We start from the raw sequence: 19,422 nt of genomic DNA on the forward strand, positions 1-19,422 counted from the left end.
TTTAACTATAGGGACAATTTTTACACCCGTTTTTGCAGCAAGTACCACGTTTTAAAAAATACCACTTACTAAACACTATGTAATTATTCTGCATGGTGTAATCTAACCCTTCAATTAAATTATCATGGCTTCTAAATTGTTTAGCAAAAGCGATTTGAGCTTTTATTGGTTGAGTGTATATAGTCTCTAAATAGTTATTTATTTTAGCAAGAGTACATAAGCGGCATAAGCAGCTGGTTGCTGTATCATCGAGTGGTAAAATAGCAGGTAACTGATAACACCAACATGCGGTTATATCATTAACATTACAGTTAAGCGTTGTATTACATTGGCTGCAGTTTATCTGGGTCATTTTAGGTCTTATTAACAGTAGAGCAGCAAGAATAACAAACATTATGAATATACAAAAAGCATTGGCTGAATTTATTACATTTGGCGAGCAAAGAGATAGTGCCATTAGTGTGATTGTTTCAACCGCAGCAAACAATCAAACCTATCTGTACACACTCACAAAGCCTGTACTAATTAATGTACTTGCGCGTTGTTTAAATAAAGAAATTGATATTGACGATTTAGAGCTGTGGGCAAATGTCATTGAGTCGCGAGATGACATAAATTGCGCTAAGCATGAAGGCGTTATTTACGCGCTAAGTAATAGCGAGCAAATGGGTGAGTTGACTCATCAAAAGCTCGCACAGTTGTTAAAGCTATTACAACAGTAGCAGGTGGTTATCAGAAAATATTAAAGGTTTTAAGCAACAGTTTTCAGATGTTAGTAACCACCGCTGGGCTAATCTCTAGCTGACACCTGAAACCTGTTCTTAAAGTTTACTTATGATAGCTCAAGCAAGTTTCTACTTCGTCTTTAGAGCCTAAAATAACCGCAACACGCTGATGGATAGCATCAGGCTGAATATTCATAATACGCTCAGTACCTGTTGAAGCAATACCACCGGCTTGCTCTACTAACATCGCCATTGGGTTTGCTTCATAAAGTAAACGCAGCTTATTAGGTTTATTAGGATCTTTAGTATCAGTTGGGTAAGTAAATAAACCACCACGGCTAAGTACACGGTGAACATCGCCAACCATTGCAGCAATCCAGCGCATATTGAAGTTTTGAGCGCGAGGGCCTGTATCTCCGGCAAGTAAGTCATTAATGTAGTTTTGCATCGCTGGTTCCCAGTGGCGCTGGTTAGAGGCGTTAATTGCAAATTCATTAGTTTTAGCAGGAATAGCGGCAAAATCTTGGGTAAGTAAAAAGCTACCTTGGGTTTTATCTAAGGTAAACATGCGTGTACCTTTACCTGTTGTTAGCGCAAGCATAGTTGATGGGCCATACAGTACGTAACCTGCAGCCACTTGTTGATGCCCAGGTTGCATAAAAATCTTTTCATCAGCAGCATCTGAGCCCACAGGCGCTTTCATAATAGAAAATATAGTACCTACAAGTGAGTTAATATCGGTATTTGACGAGCCATCAAGTGGGTCAAATGCAACAATGTACTCGGCATCTGGGTTACCGGCAACAGTATAATCTTCTTCTTCAGAGGCAATCGCTTTAACTGTGCCTGACTCCAGCAATATATCTTTTAATAACTGATTAGATAATACATCGAGTTTCTTTTGTGTTTCGCCTTGAATATTTTCATCGAGGGTTGAGCCTAATACGCCCGATAATTCACCTTGACCGACGCGAAATGAAATTTCTTTACATGCCGCTAAAATTGTACGAATTAACGACAAAAGTTCTCTTGAACAGCCATCTTCTAGTAATACTGGTGGGAGTCTACGCATTCTTTTTTCCTGATAACGTGTTAAAACTAATCATAATGTGAGAGAGATTAGTTTAGAGCGCTGAAATTCGTCTTAAATAACTGTATTGTATAAATAACCCCCTATAATGGGGTACCTACATCGCATTTAAAACGCTAATAACAAAGATAAGATTATGCAAAAAATATCACGATTAAGTTACATACTCTTTACTGTGCTGCTCTGTATGATAACTCAAGCGCACGCAGCAATTAAGTCTATTGACGAATTTACTGAAAAAATGAACCATTTCCCTGGTTATTTTTCTTTCTTTTACGATACCCAAAACGGCAATGTGTATTTAAAAGTTGATAAACTTGAGCAACAATTTTTACTACAGCATAGCCTGCCTTATGGCGTTGGTTCTAACGACATAGGTTTAGATAGAGGCCAATTAGGCGGTACCTATTTGGTGCAGTTTGAGCGCTTTGGCAACAAGGTGATGTTACGTGCCGTAAATACTTACTACCGTGCAAACACGAGTAATTTAGCAGAGCAGCAAAGCGTTAAAGAAGCGTTTGCATCCAGCATTTTGGCAGGTTTTAAAGTTGTCGCTCAAGATGACAATGCTGCATTAATAGATTACACCCCTTATTTACTGAGTGACGTACATGGTGTAAGCCGTACTTTAGCTGCGCGCAAGCAAGGGCAGTTTAGCCTTGATGAGTCACGCAGTGCGGTATTTATGAATCGCTCAAAAGCATTTTTGAAAAATACTGAACTTGAAGCCATTCTCACCTTTAAAGGATCTAAACCAGGTAAATACGTTCGCCAAGTGAGTGCTGACCCTTACGCTTTGAGTGTGCACATGCACCATTCACTTATTCAATTGCCTGATGATAATTACACGCCTCGTAAATTTAGCCCGCAATCGGGTTATTGGAGTGTGGAGCATAAAAATTATGCAGCAGGGCTCGATGAGTCAATGTACGTGCGTTACATTCCGCGTCATCGGTTAGCAAAAAAAGATCCAAGCTTAGCAGTTAGTGAGCCGATAGAGCCTATTGTTTATTACTTAGATCCTGGGGTACCTGAACCAGTAAAAACGGCTTTATTAGAAGGCGGGCAATGGTGGAATGACGCTTTTAATGCAGCAGGCTATAAAAATGCCTTTGAAGTTAAAGTGCTACCAAGTAATGCTGATCCTATGGATGTGCGCTACAACGTTATTCAATGGGTGCATCGAGCAACTCGAGGTTGGTCGTATGGCAGTTCAATTATAGACCCACGTACAGGCGAAATTATTAAAGGCCATGTGACATTAGGGTCGCTGCGAGTGCGTCAAGATATCCTTATTGCTGAATCACTCGCTGCGCCTTATTTAAAAGGCAATGAAGTGGCAGGTACTTTACATGCAATGGCACTTGATCGTATTCGTCAACTCAGTGCTCATGAAATTGGTCATACACTGGGTATTGCGCACAACTTTGCTGCGTCAGTAAATAATCGAGCTTCGGTGATGGATTATCCGCATCCGTTATTGAGCTTTGCAGATAATGGTCAGTTAGATGTATCTCAAGGTTATGCTAAAGGCATGGGCGTATGGGATACGCAAGTGATCAAATATGGCTACAGTGATTTTACCGGCCAAGATGAAAGCGAAGCACTCGCTGCTATTTTGCAGCAAAATAAAGCACAAGGTTTGGCGTTTATTTCTGACAGTGATGCCCGTGCCAAAGGTGGGGCGCACCCTACAGCTCATCTTTGGGATAATGGTGGTAATCCAAGTGAAGAATTACTTAGAGTGCTTGATGTGCGAAAGCAGGCGCTTGGGCAGTTTGGTATTAACAATATAAAAACTGGGGTTGCACTGTCGCAGTTAGAAGAAAAGCTAGTGCCACTTTACTTGTTCCACCGTTATCAAGTTGAAGCGGTTGCAAAGCTTATTGCGGGCGTTGATTATGACTATGAAATTCGTAGTGATGCACCCGTTAAAGGCGCCCAAGTTGTAGCTAAAGAGGCTCAGCAACAAGCCGTTAATGCTATTTTAGCCACCCTAAAAGCAACTAATCTAACGCTGCCAGAGTCGATACTTTCCTTAATCGTACCTAAAGCGTATGGCGAGTCTAAATCACGAGAAAGTATAGTGGGTCGTACCGGCTTAACTATGGATGCACTTGCATTGCCTGAAGTGGCCGCGCAGCATAGCTTATCGCTATTACTTAATGCTCAACGATTAAATCGATTAGCACAGCAGCAAGCACGTGATAACCGCTTTTATAGCCTAGATGAGCTACTTAAACAGTTAAATAAGCAAGTGTTTAATGTATCAGCACCTGCCACCATGACAGGAAAAGTAACACAACGAGTACAGTACCTAACGGCAAAAGCCATGGCTGATCTTGTGGCTAACGACGGTTTAAGCCCTGAAGTGCAAGCGCAACTGCATTTCTATTTAAGCAAACTTGCTGATGAGTTTAATCAGCACTCTTTGCTAGGCCACCCTGAAGTGGGTGACAGCGCATTTAAAAACTATTTATCGTCGCAAATTAATCAGTTTTTAACAACAGGCCAGTGGCCTGATAATTTTAAAGCCCTGCCAATACCACCAGGCTCACCTATTTAATAGTACAAGCCAGAGGATAAAGGCGCTGTGTAAACGTTACGTTTCATGGTGCCTTGTTTTTAGGGTGTTACTTTTGCTTGCATAAAGTTGGTTTTTTGTTAATCTAGCCACCCCCTATTTTAGTCTTTTTGAGGTGTTTATGGCGTTTTTATCTCGTTCGATATTGGCGTTATCAATGGCACTTTTAAGCTCCAATGCAATCGCACAAAAACAATGTGATGTTGAACTTCGTCATGGTTTAATTATTACCGATGATGTGATCCGTATTGTTGATAAAGGCCAAACAAGGGTGCAAATTAACAATAATAATCAATTGTTTATTCGAGGCTACTGGGTCGATTTAAGCACCGACGAAAGCAAAGTGCTAGAACAATTTAGCAATGGTATTCGTCAAACAGTTCCTGAGTTGGTCGATTTAGCGACCGATGGCGTTAACCTAGGACTCAGTGCTATTGAGCATGTTGTTGAGGGCATGTCAGATAAAGAACCCGAAGTGCTAAAAACGCAATTACAATATGTAGAGCGCGCACTTATGGATAAGTTTAAACGTGGCGACGATTTCTTTTTTATAGCTCCTCAATCGCTTTCCCAAATTGATGATTTTTTTACTAAAGAAATTAGTCAAAAAATACACTCAGCTGTACATGGCTCTTTGGGTGCTATTTTAATGTCGCTTGGGGATGCGTTTAAATCTCGAGAAGGCAATATAGAAGACCGCATGAACGACATGGGGCAACGCATGGATATCATCACCAAAGAAATCGATAAGTCGTTACAGAAAAAAGCCCATCAATTAGAACTTAAAGCCTCTGAATATTGTGAATGTTTAAACTCTCTAGATATTACTGAGTCTCGGCTGCAAGCGATTGTACCTGGGATGACAGACTTTGATTTAGTACAGATTAAATCGTAAGAACAGAGATTAGGCAAGATTATAGAAGGCAACGAGCATCGAGCCTAGAGCGGCAGGTGAACAGCCCGAACCTCGTGAACCATTTCCTATCACCTAAACAACCTCACAGTTTTATCTCTGCGGCAGTTAATGGGCGGTATTCACCTGCAGCCAAATCTTCACCTAACTTTATACCCGCAATTTGTTCACGATGTAGTTCAACTACTTTGTTATCTACCGCTGCTAGCATGCGTTTCACTTGATGGTACTTCCCCTCAGAAATCGACAAACGTAAACCGTAACTCCCTTCGCGTTCAGCAATAGCAGGGCGAGTTAAATCTTTTTCATTGTGTAACTGTACACCATCGCGTAGTTGCTGCAGTGCATCGTCGGTAATCGGCTCTTGGGTTTCGACTAGGTAGGTTTTAAACTTATTCTTTTTCGGCGAGGTAATTTTATGTGACCAGTCGCCATCATTAGTAATAAGCACTAGGCCTGTGGTGTCTATATCTAAACGCCCGGCAATGTGAAAGTCGGCCATGTTTGGCTCATCAAGCAAATCAAATACGGTTTTGTGTAACTCATCTGAATTAGCGCATACATAACCTACCGGCTTATTGAGCATAAAGTAGCGTTTACCTAAAAACACTAATGGCTGATCATGAAATAACACGTCATCTTGTTGAGTAACTTGAAAGTCGAATGCCGTGATCACCTCGCCATTAACGCAAGCCACTTGGCTTTTTATTGCTGCGCGGGCTTTTGAGCGTGGTAACTCTGCTAAATGGCTAATAAATTTATCTAAACGGCAAGGAAATTTCATGTTGTTCACATTTTTAGTCGGCTACAATGGCCGCGAGTATAGCGGATAGTGAAATACCATGACAGAGCCCAGCACAGAAATTTTAAGCCTATACCATAGCAAGGTTTCATCAGGAGAGCTTGATTTCGATGCGGCGCAGCACCAAGCCGTGAGTGCGTTACAGTCTTTAAGTGAGCAATTAAATCAGCCTGCAAGCTGGTGGCAAAAAGCACCTTCAATAAGGGGAATATATTTATATGGCCCTGTTGGCCGAGGTAAATCTATGTTGATGGACTTATTTTATGAAAACTTACCCACAGAGAAAAAGCAGCGCCTGCACTTTCATCATTTTATCGAAAAAGTTCATGCTCAATTGGCCAAGTTACAAGGGGATAAAAATCCGCTGCAAATAATTGCTAAACAGTGGGCCAAAAAGATAAAAGTGCTGTGCTTTGATGAGTTTTTTGTTAGTGATATTGGTGACGCCATGATCATGGCTCGGTTATTTAACGCTTTATTTGAACAAGGCGTGGTGCTAGTAGCAACCTCTAACGCAAAACCGGAGCAACTTTATTACAACGGTCTGCAACGCGCGCGATTTTTACCAACTATCGATTTAATAAATGAACATTGTCGCGTAATTAACGTAGCGGGGGAGGAAGATCATCGCTTTAGATACGGCAGAAGTAGTCGTCATTATTTTATTAACTTGCCCGATGCTGAATTTGAGGCTGGGTTTTTATCCGCACATTCTCAAGCAATGCGTAATAATACAATAACTGTGCATGGCCGAGTGCTTCCTTATTTATTAAAAACTGACGATGCTTTACTGATTGATTTTATGGCATTGTGCTCAGGCCCTCGTAGCGCCAATGACTATATGTTTTTAGCAGAACAGTTTTCGGTAGTATACATCGCGAATGTGCCAATAATGGGAAAAGAGGCAACTGGTAAAGTTATTGTACATGGTATAGAAGACAGTTATCAGCGCGAAAAGCAGCAGTTAGATGAGCATACTTTCGATGATGAAGCTCGGCGCTTTATTGCCTTAGTCGATGAGTTTTACGATTGCCACAAATTACTGGTAATTAATGCCCAGGCCGACATAAACGAGTTATACCAAGGTAAAAAATTAAGCTTTGAATATGCGCGAACCCAGTCACGGATTGTAGAAATGCAAAATTGGTATGTACAACATTAAAACACCGCATTTAATTTAAATGCGGTGTTTTAATTTTAAGCTGATAACTTAAAGAAGCCTTTATGACTTATATCCATTTGGATTATTTGACTGCCAGCGCCAAGTATCTTGCATCATGACATCAATACCGCGCTCGGCTTGCCAGCCTAGTTCACTAAGCGCTTTTTCTGGCGCAGCATAACAGGATGCAATATCACCAGGGCGACGAGGTGACACCGCATAAGGGATAGCTTGGTCGCTAGCCTTAATAAACGCATTGACCATTTGTAATACTGAATAGCCGTTACCGGTACCAAGGTTATAAATAAGTGCGCCGGTTTCTGCGGCTATTTTATCAAGCGCTTTTAAATGCCCTAAGGCTAAATCTACAACGTGAATGTAATCGCGTACGCCAGTACCATCTACCGTGTCGTAATCATCGCCAAATATAGCGAGCTGCTTTAATTTACCAACCGCAACTTGTGAAATGAAAGGCAGTAAATTATTAGGAATGCCATTAGGATCTTCACCAATTAAACCTGACTCATGGGCACCAACAGGATTAAAGTAGCGCAAAATAGCAAACGCAAAGCGCTCATCTGATTTAGCGATATCTTGCAGCATCATTTCAACCATTAGTTTAGACGTACCATATGGGTTGGTTGTACCGCCAACGGGGAAATCTTCGCGTATTGGTAAGCTTGCAGGGTCACCATAAACTGTTGCAGATGAGCTAAATACCAGTTTAAACACACCCGCGTCACGCATAGCATCAACTAGTGTTAATGTGCCTTGTACGTTATTTTGATAATACGCGATTGGTTTTGCTACCGACTCACCAACCGCTTTTAAACCTGCAAAATGAATTGCACTATCAATGTTATGTTTTGCAAATACTGAGTCTAAAAAGGATTTATCTAAAATATCACCTTGATAAAAAGTAATTGCTTTACCGGTTATTTTTTTCACTCTCTCAAGTGATTCTTCAGAGGAGTTACTTAAGTTATCGATAACGATAACGTCGCTGCCTTGCTGTAAAAGTTCTAAAACGGTGTGTGAGCCAATATAGCCTGCGCCACCGGTTACTAAAATTGCCATGAATGCTCCTTGGAAACCTCTGTTCAATTACCCTAATTTCACCATAAATAATGAGTTTTTACATGTATTATTTTATTTGCTTTGTAATAGTATGATCGTAAACCGTACTTTCGATTACATTTTGTGCAATTTTAATAACACCTCAGCGTAAAGATTAAGTTATAGTTCATATGTAATTGCTAAAGTGATGTATAGCGATTTGTAAAATATTCAATTGATCACAATGATCAAAATACTCGTTGGAGAAACGTATGAACTTAGTTAAAAAAATAGCAATGTTGATGTGTATTGCACTACCGAGTGTTGTTTGCGCGGGTGAGGCTCAAGTGAAATGGCATGACTTTAATGATTATCGCGATGTACGCCCATCCAACCAAACTAAAGGCTCATACCATAAGCAAATAGCCAAAAGTATTGATGAACACTTTGCAAAGCTCAGCGAGCAACTTCCTAAAAACTACAGTTTAAACATTGAAGTAACCGATTTAGATTTAGCCGGAGACGTACGCTATGGCGGTGTTAACGAAATCCGAGTGGTTAAACCTATTCACTTTCCACGCATTGAATTTAATTATGTGCTTAGTGATGAAAGTGGCGTTGTCGCACAAGAAGATAACGTAAGCTTAAAAGATATGGGTTTTATGGATAAAATCAAAATGGGTCGAGATGAAGCATTTTACTACGAAAAACGCTTATTAACAGAGTGGTTTGGTGAACAAATTTTACCGCGTATCAAGTAAGCTAAAGCTAATAATGCAAAGCATCTACTTTGGTAGACGCTTTGCAAAGCAGTTGCTCATTTTTATTTAAAGGTCGCTAACAAGGTTAGTAAGTTTTGTAGTTTAATAACTGCTTGTTTTAGCTTTTCTTCGTCTAAACCGTCGCTTGATAAGCTTTCTACATCAGCGGCAACGTCTAAAACGTACGGCTTAAAGCGTTTAGCTTCAAAGCTAAATCCAGCGTCCTCGGCAAATAAGGCTTTAAATTTTCCGTGGCCTTGCTGTTGTAACTCATCGAGTTTTTTATCAGCATCAAGCGCCTGACGGTAAACAATTTTTAAGTTGGCGTTGAGTTGTTCAATTATAGAATCCATGGTTTTCCTAAAGCTTAGTGCAATGTTGCCGATAAATACTTAAGTGGGTTGGTAAAGTAATTTACCAATTCAGCGACTATAATACGTGTATTACATTTAAATGTCAGGTGTGAGTTATGAATATATCAGGTGGAAATCTACCTACAATCCCTGGTGCAGGCCAAGGCGCAGAGGTTTTAACTGCTGCTTTATCTAAAAAGCAACAGCAAGCTGATGGCGCCGCTGCACTTGCGCTTATTGAAGGTGCTACACAAACCTCAAGTGCACAAACACCGGCTAAGTCGGTTACTGCAACACTTGGGAATAATGTAAACGTTTATGTTTAAACCAATTTGAGGTCGATAGGGGTTTTACTTTTTTGGCCTCCTATTTCTCTAACTAGTTTAGGCACTAAAAATCCTGGCAGGGTCTCTAAAAGCTCTGCCATTATTTTTATGGCTTGTGCCTCATCTATATCAAAATGACTTGCGCCTTCTACTTTATCTAGTAAGTGTAAGTAATAAGGCAATACATTTGCATCAAACAACGCTTCACTTAAGTTTATTTGCGCATCAACTGTATCGTTCACGTCTTTTAAAATAACCGCCTGATTTAATAGCAGTACATTGGCTTGTTTTAGCATGTTCATGGCGTTTTTAAAGTCACTATCTATTTCGTTAGCATGGTTAATATGATTCACGAATATAATTTTTAGTGGTGACTTTGCTAATCTTTCACATAATTGTTCAGTAATGCGTGCAGGGATCACAACGGGTAAGCGGCTGTGTATGCGCATCCGTTTTATTTGTGGTATTTGCTCAAGCTCATCTAAAAACCAACTAATAGCATCGTCTTTGGCCATTAGTGGATCGCCACCACTTAAAATCACTTCGTTAATATTTTTATCAGCTTTTATATAGCTCAATGCATCAATAAGGCTGCGTTTATTTAACTGGTTTTCTTGATAAGGAAAATGGCGTCTAAAGCAGTAGCGGCAATTTACCGCACAACCAGTTTTAAACATGACTAAAACACGCGACTTATATTTATGTAACAGACCTGGTTGATTGTTATCTTGCTCAAGTAGCGGATCTTTATTAAACCCTGATTTAGTTAAAAACTCTTGATGGCGAGGCATAACTTGCAGCAATAAAGGATCATTTGCATCGCCGTGACGAATTTTTTTTATAAAAGGCAATGGCACACGAACAGGAAACAAGCTACGAGCTTTTATGTCGTTTTCATGGACTTGGCTCGATAAACCAACCATTTCTAACAACACTTTTGGGCAGGTAACTACATTTGCTAATTCTTTTTGCCAGTTTTTATGCAAATTTGCTTCATTTCTTTGTATCATTGGCACGTAGATTACTCGAAAAATATAAATAGAGGAAACGATGGCGAATTATAGCACCAACGAGTTCAAGGGCGGCCTAAAAATTATGATGGACGGCGAACCTTGCAGTATCTTAGAAAATGAAATGGTAAAACCGGGTAAAGGCCAAGCGTTTAACCGTGTTCGTATCCGTAAGCTTATCTCTGGCAAGGTACTTGAAAAAACCTTTAAATCGGGTGAATCGGTTGAAGGTGCTGATGTAATGGATACCGATTTAGCGTACCTATATACAGACGGTGAATTTTGGCATTTCATGAACAATGAAACATTTGAACAAATCGCTGCTGACGAAAAAGCACTGGGCGATGCTGGAAAATGGTTAGTTGAAAACGATGTATGTACTATTACATTATGGAACGGCAGCCCAATTGCTGTAACTCCACCAAACTTTGTTGAGCTTGAGATCACTGAAACTGATCCGGGCCTTAAAGGTGATACAGCGGGCACGGGTGGTAAACCAGCAACGCTTAGCACAGGTGCTGTAGTACGTGTTCCATTATTCGTACAAATTGGCGAAGTAATTAAAGTAGACACTCGTAATGGTGAATACGTGAGCCGTGTTAAGTAAGCAGCAACGCGTCTTATTAATTAAATCCCGGCTTAAGCTGGGATTTTTTTTGGAGAAAATATGTCAGCAGATCTTTGGAAGCCGAGTGCCAGCATAGAAATACTTAAGCAACGCGCAGCAATTATGCGCAGCATTCGGGAATTCTTTTATGAGCGTAATGTAATGGAAGTCGAAACACCGAGTTTAAGTGCTGCCAGTGTAACCGATGTACATTTAGCCAGCTTTAATACTACATTTGTGGGCCCAGGCCATGCTGGTGGGCTACCCCTGTTTTTACAAACATCTCCAGAGTTTGCGATGAAACGCTTGTTAGCGGCCGGCTCAGGCGCTATTTTTCAGCTTTGTAAGGCATTTCGAAATGAAGAAGCGGGCAGTCATCATAATCCTGAATTTACTATGCTCGAATGGTATCGGCCTGGGTTTGACGAATTTGCTTTAATGGACGAAATAGATCAGCTGATGCAGCTCATTCTTGAGGTTGCTCCTGCAGAGCGCGTTACCTACCAAAAGGCATTTGAACGCGCGTTAGGGGTCGATCCATTAACTGCCTCTATCACGCAGTTACAACAACTCGCATGCGAACATGGCTTTGCTGATATTGCTAAAAACGAGACTCATAAAGATACCTTGCTGCAATTATTATTTTGTATGAAAGTAGAGCCGACTATTGGCCAAGAAATTCCCTGTTTTGTGTATCACTTTCCAGCATCACAAGCGGCACTGGCACAAATTTGTGAACACGATGAGCGAGTAGCAGGGCGCTTTGAGTTGTATTATAAAAATATGGAACTGGCTAACGGCTTTAATGAGCTCACTAATGCTAAAGAACAAGCAAAAAGGTTTAACGAAGACAACACCTATCGTGCTGCTAACAGCTTAAAGCAAGTTCCTATTGATACGCGTTTAATTGAGGCATTGGAACATGGTTTAGAGCAATGTGCGGGGGTTGCATTAGGGATTGATAGACTCGTGATGCTAGCAACCAATAAACAAAAAATAAAAGAAGTGATTGCGTTTGATGTGGCAAGAGCTTAGGTGAATTATCGCTTCGGGTGACTGGCGACGAGCTTCGGGCGGCGAGATTCGAGCTGATGTGCGTTCCCGCCTATATAAAATCTAAATACAATGCTTGGTTAATTTTTTGCTGACCGCCAAAACCTGAAGGCTACATTTTTAACTGTACTTTGCTTTAACCATTTGGATTGCGTGCGCTGCATCAAGCTACTCGCCTACACAAAACTAAAACACCGCGTTTGCATTAAACGCGGTGTTTTCTATTCTCGAACTGACAACTGGTTCGCTGTATTACAGATTAAGTGTAAACGTAACGCCGGCTACACGTGGCTCACCTAGTTGAATATAAGTTTGGCTTGTATAGCCATCTAACGGATTGTTACCAAATTCAAAACCGCGAGTTGGAACGGTTTCATCAAACACATTACGTGCCCATGCACGAACTGCCCAGCTTTCAGCCTCGTAACCAAGGCTTGCATTCACTAAGTTTGTATTTGGAGCCTGTGCATTATGGCTGTCTGAGAAGTAATAATCGTCTTTGCCTTCAACGCCTAACATTGCATATAGCTCATCAGTAACATTGTAGCGTGCACTAAATGCGTATTGATATTTAGGCGCTTGTGCTTGTTCGCGGCCATCTTGGTTTAAGCCCGATTTAGTCACAAAGTCGTTTATTTTCGTATCTAAATAGCCAGCACTACCACTAATGAGTAAATTATCAGTAAGTAAGTAGCTACCTTCAATTTCAAGGCCGTAGTTGCTGCCAGAGCTGGCATTGGCGACATAACCGGTAAATTGTTGATCTGATACTTGCCACGACTTTAATTGAATATTATCGCGGTGCATATAAAAAGCAGCTAAACGCAGAGTAAACTTGTCATCTAGCGATGAGCCTTTAACACCAAACTCACCACTCCATAAGTACTCTGGATCAAAGCTGGTATGCTGTTTGAAAAAATCAGCATCTAAGCTTAAACCTTCATCTTTTGCTTTTGCTAGCGCTTCTGAATTAATACCACCGGCTTTGTAACCGCGGGTGATACTGGTATAAATCATAGTGCGGTCAATAACTTGGTATTCAAGTGCAATTTTACCACCGAGCATAATATCATCAGTTTCTTCAATAAAGCCGTTACTATCGGTGTAATCACCTTGGTATTGCTCAACTCGTAAACCAGTAATAAGCGTAGTTTTTGGGCCTATTGATGTGGCTAATTGGCCATAAGCTGCAATGTTATTAGTTTCATAGGTTGAAGCAAACGGATTGGCTAACCACGTATATTGACGCTCTAAATCCACATCACGGTTTTGATAGTAAATACCCGCAACCCAGTTACCTGCTTTACCAGTAAATTTCAGGTCGAGCGCTTGATCATCACGATCGCGGCTATAAATATCTGTTGAACTATAACCATAAGGATGTAAACCGGCGGCACATAATTGCGGCTTATTAGTATCGTTACACACCCAGTCTTCATCAAAGCTATAAAAAAGTTCTGTATCAATAGCTGAAAGGTTTAAGCTCACATCAAAGGCATCAAAACCAGTGTAAGTATTATTCAGGCCAATAGCATAACTTTGTTGATTATCTTCGCCTGGTTGATCAGCAAGGCTGTTGCGAGAATTATCAAGAGTAAATGCATCGTAACCGTTATTAATATCAATATAATGCAGGTTAAGTTCTGAATTTAAATGAGCTGTAAGCTGGCTGTTTAATTTAAAGCGTGCAACTTGCTCATCTTGATCTTGAGTGGGTTTATCTAAATAAATATTATCGACGTAGCCGTCAGACTTTCTGCGAAAGTAGCTAACGCGGGCACTGGTGTCATCTGTTAAACCTGTACTAGCAGCAAGGCCTGCTTCGTGGCTGTTATAAGTGCCGGCACCTAAATGTAACTTTAAGCTAGGGTCGCTGGTTGCACTAGCTGATTGCATTTGGATCATGCCCGCCATACCATCTGCACCAAAACGTGTACCTTGAGGACCGCGGTAAATTTCTACTTGGTCAATATCAAACAATAATGAACTACCACCTAAGCCTGAATAATTAATACCGTCAATTACTAAGCCCACAGATGGATTTATCGGGTCAACAAACTGCGAGCGTAAACCAACACCGCGAATTTGAATATAACGACCGCGAGACGCACCAGCAGCAAAGTTTACATTGGCTGCACTGGCTAACATTTCGTCTAAATACGTTGCACCACGTTGATTCATTTCATTTTCAGAAAATAAGCTGGCACTGGCGCTTAATGTTTGAATGCTTTCTTGCTGAAAGTCACCGGTAACAATGATTTTCTCTAGTTCGGTGTCATCTGCGTTAGCATATATAGGTGCTGCGAGCAGGGGTAATAACGTGGCTGTAATTAAAGACAAACGTAAGTTCATTAGGTTACTTAACTCCATTTTAGGGACTTGTATGGTAGCAATTATTTCAACACTTGTGCTATAAACGCGACAATTATACGTTAAATAATTGGGATTACTAATATGGCCTTTAAAGTAGACTTTAAGGTGCGCGACTACGAATGTGACTTACAAGGTATTGTAAATAACAGTGTTTATTTTAATTATCTTGAGCACGCTCGCCACGAGTTTTTATACGCACACGGCGTTGATTTTGCACAGCTTGCAAAAGATAAAATTAACTTAGTGGTGATGCGCAGTGAAATGGATTACAAACATTCCCTATTGCCTGGAGATGAGTTTTATGTGGCGGTAGAGCCTGTGCGTATTAGTCGTCTTAAGTTTGCATTTAAACAAACGGTAGTGCGCAAACAAGATGAAAAAGTGATGCTCAATGCCTTAGTTATTGGTACATCAGTTAATGAAAGAGGTCGTCCATTTTTACCACCACAGATAGATGACTTATTCCAAGCCGTTGCATAGTTTTAAATAGCATGAATTTTAAACAAAAATTTACATTTAAAATATGCATTTTTAACGGATAAACCTGACAAATATTGATACTATTACATTAATTAGACACTAAGTTTGTAATAACATGAAATTAGCAGCAATACCGATGCTTATAATCGGTTTATGTGTTGGTTGCGCATCAACAGGGACAGTTACCACTGAGCAGCTAAAATATACACAATGGCAATTATCAAAGGTTGATGATTTGGCCATTCCCGCGTCCTTTAAAGCATCAATGAGCTTTATCGATGCGCTACAAATAAACGGCTTTACCGGATGTAATAAGTTCTTTGGTGAAGGCTCACTTGAAGACAGTAGCCTGAGCGTAAGCAAATTAGGTATGACACGTAAATCATGTGGCCCTGAACTGGATGAGTTTGAACAACAGTTTTTACAGGCTCTGCAGCAAGGTGCAGTGCTTAACATGCAAGACCAAACATTGGTAATGCAAGCTGAACAAAAATTTGTGTTTATCCCAAAATAATTTTTGAGTTTTGAAAAACAGCCCCTTGCAGGGAATTTTCAACTGGCGTACACTCGTCGCAGATTTGATCAAAACATTATCAAATCAACGAACAATTCAAATACTTGTCGGAGTGCCTAAGTTTTATTTAGGCTGAGATCGCGAAAGCGGGATCCGTGAACCTGATCAGGTTAATACCTGCGTAGGGAACAAGCTGCCTAACTAGGACGCTTGTGCGTCTTTTTTTATGCGCACAAAAAAGCAACCTCCGTCTTAGGCCGCAAAGTCGCATAAAGCTACTTTACGATCTTTCTCTATTCCTCAGCGGAATATCTGACAAGACAACCCTTTAGCAATGAGGTAAGTCATGTCAAATACAACAAATAAAGCCACCCGTCGCGAAACTCGTGCGGCCGCATCAGATTATATTTATAACTTAACCGGTCAGCCGTTTCCAAGCTCCCATAAAGTATACGTTGCAGGTAGCCAGCAAGGCGTACGTGTGGGTATGCGTGAAATCACATTGAGCGATACTTTTATTGGTGGTGATGAACAAAACCCAGTGTATGAGTCAAATGCACCACTGCGTGTTTACGATACATCAGGCCCGTATACCGATCCTGAATTTAAATTGGATGTGCGCAAGGGACTTAATAAATACCGTGAACAATGGATTGAGAGCCGTAATGATACCGAAGTACTCGAGTCGGTAACCTCACAGTTCGCACAGCAGCGTATGGCTGATGATGGGCTAGATCATATTCGCTTTGAACACCTTCCAAAAATACGCCGTGCAAAAGCAGGTAAAAATGTCACCCAAATGCATTATGCCCGCCAAGGGATAGTCACCCCAGAAATGGAATATGTAGCGATACGTGAAAACATGGGGCGTGCGCAAATACGTGAAGAGTTACTAGCTGCGCAGCATAAAGGGGAGTCGTTTGGCGCGAGTATCCCTGAGTTTATTACTCCTGAATTTGTGCGTGATGAAATTGCTCGTGGACGCGCTATTTTACCTAACAATATTAATCACCCAGAAACCGAGCCTATGATTGTTGGTCGTAACTTTTTAGTTAAAGTTAACGCCAATATAGGTAATTCATCAGTGGGTTCATCTATCGAAGAAGAAGTTGAAAAAATGGTGTGGTCAACCCGTTGGGGTGCCGACACCGTAATGGATTTATCAACAGGACGTTACATTCACGAAACCCGTGAATGGCTGGTACGTAATTCGCCAGTCCCTATTGGTACTGTTCCAATTTACCAAGCACTTGAAAAAGTCAACGGCGTAGCAGAAGACCTAACCTGGGAAATATTTCGCGATACTCTGATTGAACAAGCAGAACAAGGCGTTGATTACTTTACCATTCATGCTGGTGTGCTATTACGTTATGTGCCAATGACAGCAAAACGCGTAACCGGTATTGTGTCACGTGGTGGCTCAATTATGGCTAAATGGTGTTTAGCGCACCACAAAGAAAACTTCTTATACACTCACTTTGAAGATATTTGTGAAATTTTAAAACAATACGATGTGTGTTTTTCACTCGGTGATGGTTTACGTCCGGGCTCTATTGCCGATGCGAACGATGAAGCACAATTTAGTGAGCTACGTACCTTAGGGGAGCTGACAAAAATAGCTTGGAAACATGATGTACAAGTGTTCATAGAAGGCCCTGGACACGTGCCTATGCATATGATCAAAGCCAATATGGATGAGCAGCTTAAACATTGCGACGAAGCGCCATTTTATACCTTAGGCCCACTGACCACAGATATTGCCCCTGGGTATGATCATATTACTTCGGGTATTGGTGCAGCGCAGATTGCTTGGTATGGCTGTGCCATGTTGTGTTACGTAACACCTAAAGAGCATTTAGGTTTGCCAAATAAAGAAGACGTTAAAGAAGGCCTTATTACCTACAAAATTGCCGCTCATGCCGCCGATTTAGCGAAAGGTCACCCAGGCGCACAAGAGCGAGATAACGCGCTATCAAAAGCGCGCTTTGAATTTAGATGGCATGACCAATTTAATATTGGTTTAGACCCTGTTCGCGCCCGTGAATATCATGATGAAACACTGCCGCAAGAATCAGGCAAAGTGGCGCATTTTTGTTCTATGTGTGGCCCTAAATTTTGTTCCATGAAAATAACCCAAGAAGTACGCGACTACGCCAAAGATCTAGAAGCGCGCGGTATTGATCCTAATAACGTGGGTGATGCCATTGAAATCAAAATGGTTGATGTTGAGGCCGAGATGAAAGCCAAATCTGAAGAGTTTAAGCAAACAGGCTCAGAGATTTACCATAAAGCAATATAAAATAGGTTGCGGGTTGCGGGTTGCGAGCATCGAGTAGCGAAATGTTTATTTTAGCACCTTGTTGCTCGAAGCCAGAGACCCGCAGCTCGCAGCTAAATGTAGGAGTGTTTATGTTTTATAACATTGCTGTGGTGGGTTTTGGTTTAGCAGGGCGGTTGGCCGCGCTTGAGTTAAGTAAGCAACATCGTGTTACCGTATTTGAAGCCGATGATGAACATACTCAGAACAGTGCCGGTAAAGTGGCAGCAGCGATGCTAGCCCCCCTAGCTGAGTCTGTTATGTGTGAACGTGAATTGGCTTTAATGGGAGTGGATTCTATTACTCGATGGCCTGCTATTTTAGAACAACTAAATAGCGAGGTATTTTTTCAACAGCAAGGTACTCTAGTGGTTGCTCATCCGCAGGATAAAGGCGACTTACAAAGCTTTGCACAGCGAATCAAACCGTTACTAAATTTTAGTGCTCAAGCAATTAATGCACAGCAAATTGAGCAACTAGAACCTGAACTGGCTGGTCGATTTAGCCAAGGCCTATTTTTGCCCGGTGAAGCACAAATAGATAACCAAGCCTTTTACAAAGCCAGTTTTAGGTTGCTAAATAAGCGCAAAGTAAAGTTTGTATTTAATCAGCGCGCCAGCATCTTTGATAACAAAGTGAATAATCGAGAGTTTGATTACATTATTGATTGTCGAGGGCTTGGAGCCAAACAAGATCAGCCCCTTCGAGGCGTGCGCGGGGAAGTGGCAAGACTCTATGCACCCGAGGTTAATTTATCTCGGCCAGTGAGGTTAATGCATCCGCGTTATCCTATTTATATAGCACCTAAGCCGAATCATGAATATGTGATTGGTGCCACCGAAATTGAGTCTCAAGATAGCGGGGCGGCAACGGTGCGTTCAACGTTGGAGTTACTTTCAGCCGCTTATACAGTGCACAGCGGTTTTGCCGAGGCTCGACTGTTAAATATTCAAACCGGGCTTCGACCTGCGTTTAGCGATAACTGCCCACAAGTTACACAATTAGGGCAGGTAATTAGTATTAATGGATTATACCGCCATGGCTACATGCTCGCGCCGAGTTTAGTTGCTGATGCTGTTGCCAGAATAGAGTGAGGAATGATGGATATAATAATTAATGGTAAAGCGCTCACCCTAACAAGAAGCGAACTAAAACAGTGTTTAATTGAGTATGGTGCTAAAGCACCGTTTGCAGTAGCCATTAATGGCCAGTTTGTACCTCAAGAGCAACATGCTAACTACACACTTAATGATGGTGATTGCATTGATGTGTTATCTCCGATTCAAGGAGGGTAAC

General features: G+C 41.2%; 20 protein-coding genes and 1 riboswitch. Of the genes, 13 read left to right on the plus strand and 7 right to left on the minus strand.

What is annotated here, in order from left to right; translation table 11 throughout:
* Nucleotide 1 precedes the first annotated feature (1 nt).
* Nucleotides 2-352, minus strand: coding sequence for a DUF5522 domain-containing protein (locus FHG08_RS05425; RefSeq protein WP_178954776.1), 351 nt, complete (start codon nt 350-352; stop codon nt 2-4).
* A 43-nt stretch (nt 353-395) separates the two neighbouring features.
* Between FHG08_RS05425 and FHG08_RS05430 the strand changes: the two genes are divergently transcribed.
* On the plus strand, nt 396-722 hold the full coding sequence (locus tag FHG08_RS05430; RefSeq protein WP_178954778.1) for a hypothetical protein: 327 nt from the start codon (nt 396-398) through the stop codon (nt 720-722).
* 106 nt (nt 723-828) lie between these two features.
* Here FHG08_RS05430 and FHG08_RS05435 read toward each other — a convergent pair whose 3' ends face one another.
* The gene (locus FHG08_RS05435) at nt 829-1,797 is read right to left on the minus strand and encodes a class 1 fructose-bisphosphatase (RefSeq protein ID WP_178954779.1); all 969 of its coding nucleotides are present in this window, start codon (nt 1,795-1,797) and stop codon (nt 829-831) included.
* Nucleotides 1,798-1,951: 154 nt separating this feature from the next.
* On the opposite strand from FHG08_RS05435, the gene FHG08_RS05440 reads away from it, so the two are divergent.
* Together FHG08_RS05440 and FHG08_RS05445 are read left to right on the plus strand one after the other, a co-directional pair.
* Complete coding sequence (locus FHG08_RS05440) at nt 1,952-4,381, plus strand: zinc-dependent metalloprotease (RefSeq protein WP_178954781.1); 2,430 nt, start codon at nt 1,952-1,954, stop codon at nt 4,379-4,381.
* A 139-nt stretch (nt 4,382-4,520) separates the two neighbouring features.
* Nucleotides 4,521-5,294 (plus strand): YggN family protein, encoded by a 774-nt coding sequence (locus FHG08_RS05445; protein ID WP_010390508.1) that lies wholly within the window; start codon nt 4,521-4,523, stop codon nt 5,292-5,294.
* 103 nt (nt 5,295-5,397) lie between these two features.
* On the opposite strand, the gene rsuA is transcribed toward FHG08_RS05445, so the two are convergent.
* On the minus strand, nt 5,398-6,096 hold the full coding sequence (gene rsuA / locus FHG08_RS05450; protein ID WP_178954782.1) for a 16S rRNA pseudouridine(516) synthase RsuA: 699 nt from the start codon (nt 6,094-6,096) through the stop codon (nt 5,398-5,400).
* A 58-nt stretch (nt 6,097-6,154) separates the two neighbouring features.
* On the opposite strand from rsuA, the gene zapE reads away from it, so the two are divergent.
* On the plus strand, nt 6,155-7,276 hold the full coding sequence (gene zapE, locus FHG08_RS05455; protein ID WP_178954784.1) for a cell division protein ZapE: 1,122 nt from the start codon (nt 6,155-6,157) through the stop codon (nt 7,274-7,276).
* A 60-nt stretch (nt 7,277-7,336) separates the two neighbouring features.
* Here zapE and galE read toward each other — a convergent pair whose 3' ends face one another.
* A complete protein-coding gene (gene galE, locus FHG08_RS05460) occupies nt 7,337-8,353 on the minus strand; it encodes a UDP-glucose 4-epimerase GalE (protein WP_178954786.1) in 1,017 nt (338 codons plus the stop codon).
* A gap of 251 nt (nt 8,354-8,604) precedes the next feature.
* On the opposite strand from galE, the gene FHG08_RS05465 reads away from it, so the two are divergent.
* Complete coding sequence (locus FHG08_RS05465; RefSeq protein ID WP_178954788.1) at nt 8,605-9,093, plus strand: DUF3016 domain-containing protein; 489 nt, start codon at nt 8,605-8,607, stop codon at nt 9,091-9,093.
* Nucleotides 9,094-9,155: 62 nt separating this feature from the next.
* Here the strand turns inward: FHG08_RS05465 and FHG08_RS05470 are convergent, their stop codons facing one another.
* Nucleotides 9,156-9,446, minus strand: coding sequence for a hypothetical protein (locus FHG08_RS05470; protein WP_010390514.1), 291 nt, complete (start codon nt 9,444-9,446; stop codon nt 9,156-9,158).
* 116 nt (nt 9,447-9,562) lie between these two features.
* Here FHG08_RS05470 and FHG08_RS05475 point away from each other — a divergent pair, with 116 nt between their 5' ends.
* The gene (locus FHG08_RS05475; RefSeq protein ID WP_013463951.1) at nt 9,563-9,772 is read left to right on the plus strand and encodes a hypothetical protein; all 210 of its coding nucleotides are present in this window, start codon (nt 9,563-9,565) and stop codon (nt 9,770-9,772) included.
* Here FHG08_RS05475 and epmB read toward each other — a convergent pair.
* Nucleotides 9,769-10,782, minus strand: a complete 1,014-nt coding sequence (gene epmB / locus FHG08_RS05480) for an EF-P beta-lysylation protein EpmB (RefSeq protein WP_178956829.1) — start codon at nt 10,780-10,782, stop codon at nt 9,769-9,771. The two genes, FHG08_RS05475 and epmB, sit on opposite strands and share 4 nt — an antisense overlap.
* A gap of 40 nt (nt 10,783-10,822) precedes the next feature.
* Here epmB and efp point away from each other — a divergent pair, with 40 nt between their 5' ends.
* Entirely contained in the window at nt 10,823-11,389 is a 567-nt protein-coding gene (efp, locus tag FHG08_RS05485; RefSeq protein WP_010390517.1) for an elongation factor P, read from the plus strand.
* Nucleotides 11,390-11,449: 60 nt separating this feature from the next.
* On the plus strand, nt 11,450-12,424 hold the full coding sequence (gene epmA, locus FHG08_RS05490; protein WP_178954790.1) for an elongation factor P--(R)-beta-lysine ligase: 975 nt from the start codon (nt 11,450-11,452) through the stop codon (nt 12,422-12,424).
* A 270-nt stretch (nt 12,425-12,694) separates the two neighbouring features.
* On the opposite strand, the gene FHG08_RS05495 is transcribed toward epmA, so the two are convergent.
* Nucleotides 12,695-14,794 (minus strand): TonB-dependent receptor, encoded by a 2,100-nt coding sequence (locus FHG08_RS05495; RefSeq protein WP_178954792.1) that lies wholly within the window; start codon nt 14,792-14,794, stop codon nt 12,695-12,697.
* Nucleotides 14,795-14,896: 102 nt separating this feature from the next.
* Between FHG08_RS05495 and FHG08_RS05500 the strand changes: the two genes are divergently transcribed.
* The 5 genes from FHG08_RS05500 (at nt 14,897) to thiS (ending at nt 19,421) form a co-directional block, all read left to right on the plus strand.
* Nucleotides 14,897-15,295, plus strand: a complete 399-nt coding sequence (locus FHG08_RS05500) for a thioesterase family protein (RefSeq protein WP_131690427.1) — start codon at nt 14,897-14,899, stop codon at nt 15,293-15,295.
* Nucleotides 15,296-15,410: 115 nt separating this feature from the next.
* Nucleotides 15,411-15,809, plus strand: a complete 399-nt coding sequence (locus tag FHG08_RS05505; RefSeq protein ID WP_283235058.1) for an META domain-containing protein — start codon at nt 15,411-15,413, stop codon at nt 15,807-15,809.
* Nucleotides 15,810-15,907: 98 nt separating this feature from the next.
* Nucleotides 15,908-16,014, plus strand: a riboswitch (TPP riboswitch).
* A gap of 141 nt (nt 16,015-16,155) precedes the next feature.
* Entirely contained in the window at nt 16,156-18,108 is a 1,953-nt protein-coding gene (thiC, locus tag FHG08_RS05510; protein ID WP_131690428.1) for a phosphomethylpyrimidine synthase ThiC, read from the plus strand.
* Nucleotides 18,109-18,218: 110 nt separating this feature from the next.
* Nucleotides 18,219-19,220, plus strand: coding sequence for an FAD-dependent oxidoreductase (locus FHG08_RS05515; RefSeq protein WP_178954794.1), 1,002 nt, complete (start codon nt 18,219-18,221; stop codon nt 19,218-19,220).
* Nucleotides 19,221-19,226: 6 nt separating this feature from the next.
* Nucleotides 19,227-19,421, plus strand: coding sequence for a sulfur carrier protein ThiS (gene thiS, locus FHG08_RS05520; protein ID WP_171039615.1), 195 nt, complete (start codon nt 19,227-19,229; stop codon nt 19,419-19,421).
* Nucleotide 19,422 lies beyond the last annotated feature (1 nt).

Source organism: Pseudoalteromonas sp. Scap03 (genome assembly GCF_013393115.1).
In the GTDB taxonomy this organism is placed as follows: domain Bacteria; phylum Pseudomonadota; class Gammaproteobacteria; order Enterobacterales; family Alteromonadaceae; genus Pseudoalteromonas.

Excerpts from the sequence above, each read along its gene's own strand:
- FHG08_RS05425 (WP_178954776.1), bottom strand. The coding sequence starts at position 352 with ATGACCCAGATAAACTGCAGCCAATGTAATACAACGCTTAACTGTAAT.
- FHG08_RS05430 (WP_178954778.1), top strand. The coding sequence starts at position 396 with ATGAATATACAAAAAGCATTGGCTGAATTTATTACATTTGGCGAGCAA.
- FHG08_RS05435 (WP_178954779.1), bottom strand. The coding sequence starts at position 1,797 with ATGCGTAGACTCCCACCAGTATTACTAGAAGATGGCTGTTCAAGAGAA.
- FHG08_RS05440 (WP_178954781.1), top strand. The coding sequence starts at position 1,952 with ATGCAAAAAATATCACGATTAAGTTACATACTCTTTACTGTGCTGCTC.
- FHG08_RS05445 (WP_010390508.1), top strand. The coding sequence starts at position 4,521 with ATGGCGTTTTTATCTCGTTCGATATTGGCGTTATCAATGGCACTTTTA.
- rsuA (WP_178954782.1), bottom strand. The coding sequence starts at position 6,096 with ATGAAATTTCCTTGCCGTTTAGATAAATTTATTAGCCATTTAGCAGAG.
- zapE (WP_178954784.1), top strand. The coding sequence starts at position 6,155 with ATGACAGAGCCCAGCACAGAAATTTTAAGCCTATACCATAGCAAGGTT.
- galE (WP_178954786.1), bottom strand. The coding sequence starts at position 8,353 with ATGGCAATTTTAGTAACCGGTGGCGCAGGCTATATTGGCTCACACACC.
- FHG08_RS05465 (WP_178954788.1), top strand. The coding sequence starts at position 8,605 with ATGAACTTAGTTAAAAAAATAGCAATGTTGATGTGTATTGCACTACCG.
- FHG08_RS05470 (WP_010390514.1), bottom strand. The coding sequence starts at position 9,446 with ATGGATTCTATAATTGAACAACTCAACGCCAACTTAAAAATTGTTTAC.
- FHG08_RS05475 (WP_013463951.1), top strand. The coding sequence starts at position 9,563 with ATGAATATATCAGGTGGAAATCTACCTACAATCCCTGGTGCAGGCCAA.
- epmB (WP_178956829.1), bottom strand. The coding sequence starts at position 10,782 with ATGATACAAAGAAATGAAGCAAATTTGCATAAAAACTGGCAAAAAGAA.
- efp (WP_010390517.1), top strand. The coding sequence starts at position 10,823 with ATGGCGAATTATAGCACCAACGAGTTCAAGGGCGGCCTAAAAATTATG.
- epmA (WP_178954790.1), top strand. The coding sequence starts at position 11,450 with ATGTCAGCAGATCTTTGGAAGCCGAGTGCCAGCATAGAAATACTTAAG.
- FHG08_RS05495 (WP_178954792.1), bottom strand. The coding sequence starts at position 14,794 with ATGAACTTACGTTTGTCTTTAATTACAGCCACGTTATTACCCCTGCTC.
- FHG08_RS05500 (WP_131690427.1), top strand. The coding sequence starts at position 14,897 with ATGGCCTTTAAAGTAGACTTTAAGGTGCGCGACTACGAATGTGACTTA.
- FHG08_RS05505 (WP_283235058.1), top strand. The coding sequence starts at position 15,411 with ATGAAATTAGCAGCAATACCGATGCTTATAATCGGTTTATGTGTTGGT.
- thiC (WP_131690428.1), top strand. The coding sequence starts at position 16,156 with ATGTCAAATACAACAAATAAAGCCACCCGTCGCGAAACTCGTGCGGCC.
- FHG08_RS05515 (WP_178954794.1), top strand. The coding sequence starts at position 18,219 with ATGTTTTATAACATTGCTGTGGTGGGTTTTGGTTTAGCAGGGCGGTTG.
- thiS (WP_171039615.1), top strand. The coding sequence starts at position 19,227 with ATGGATATAATAATTAATGGTAAAGCGCTCACCCTAACAAGAAGCGAA.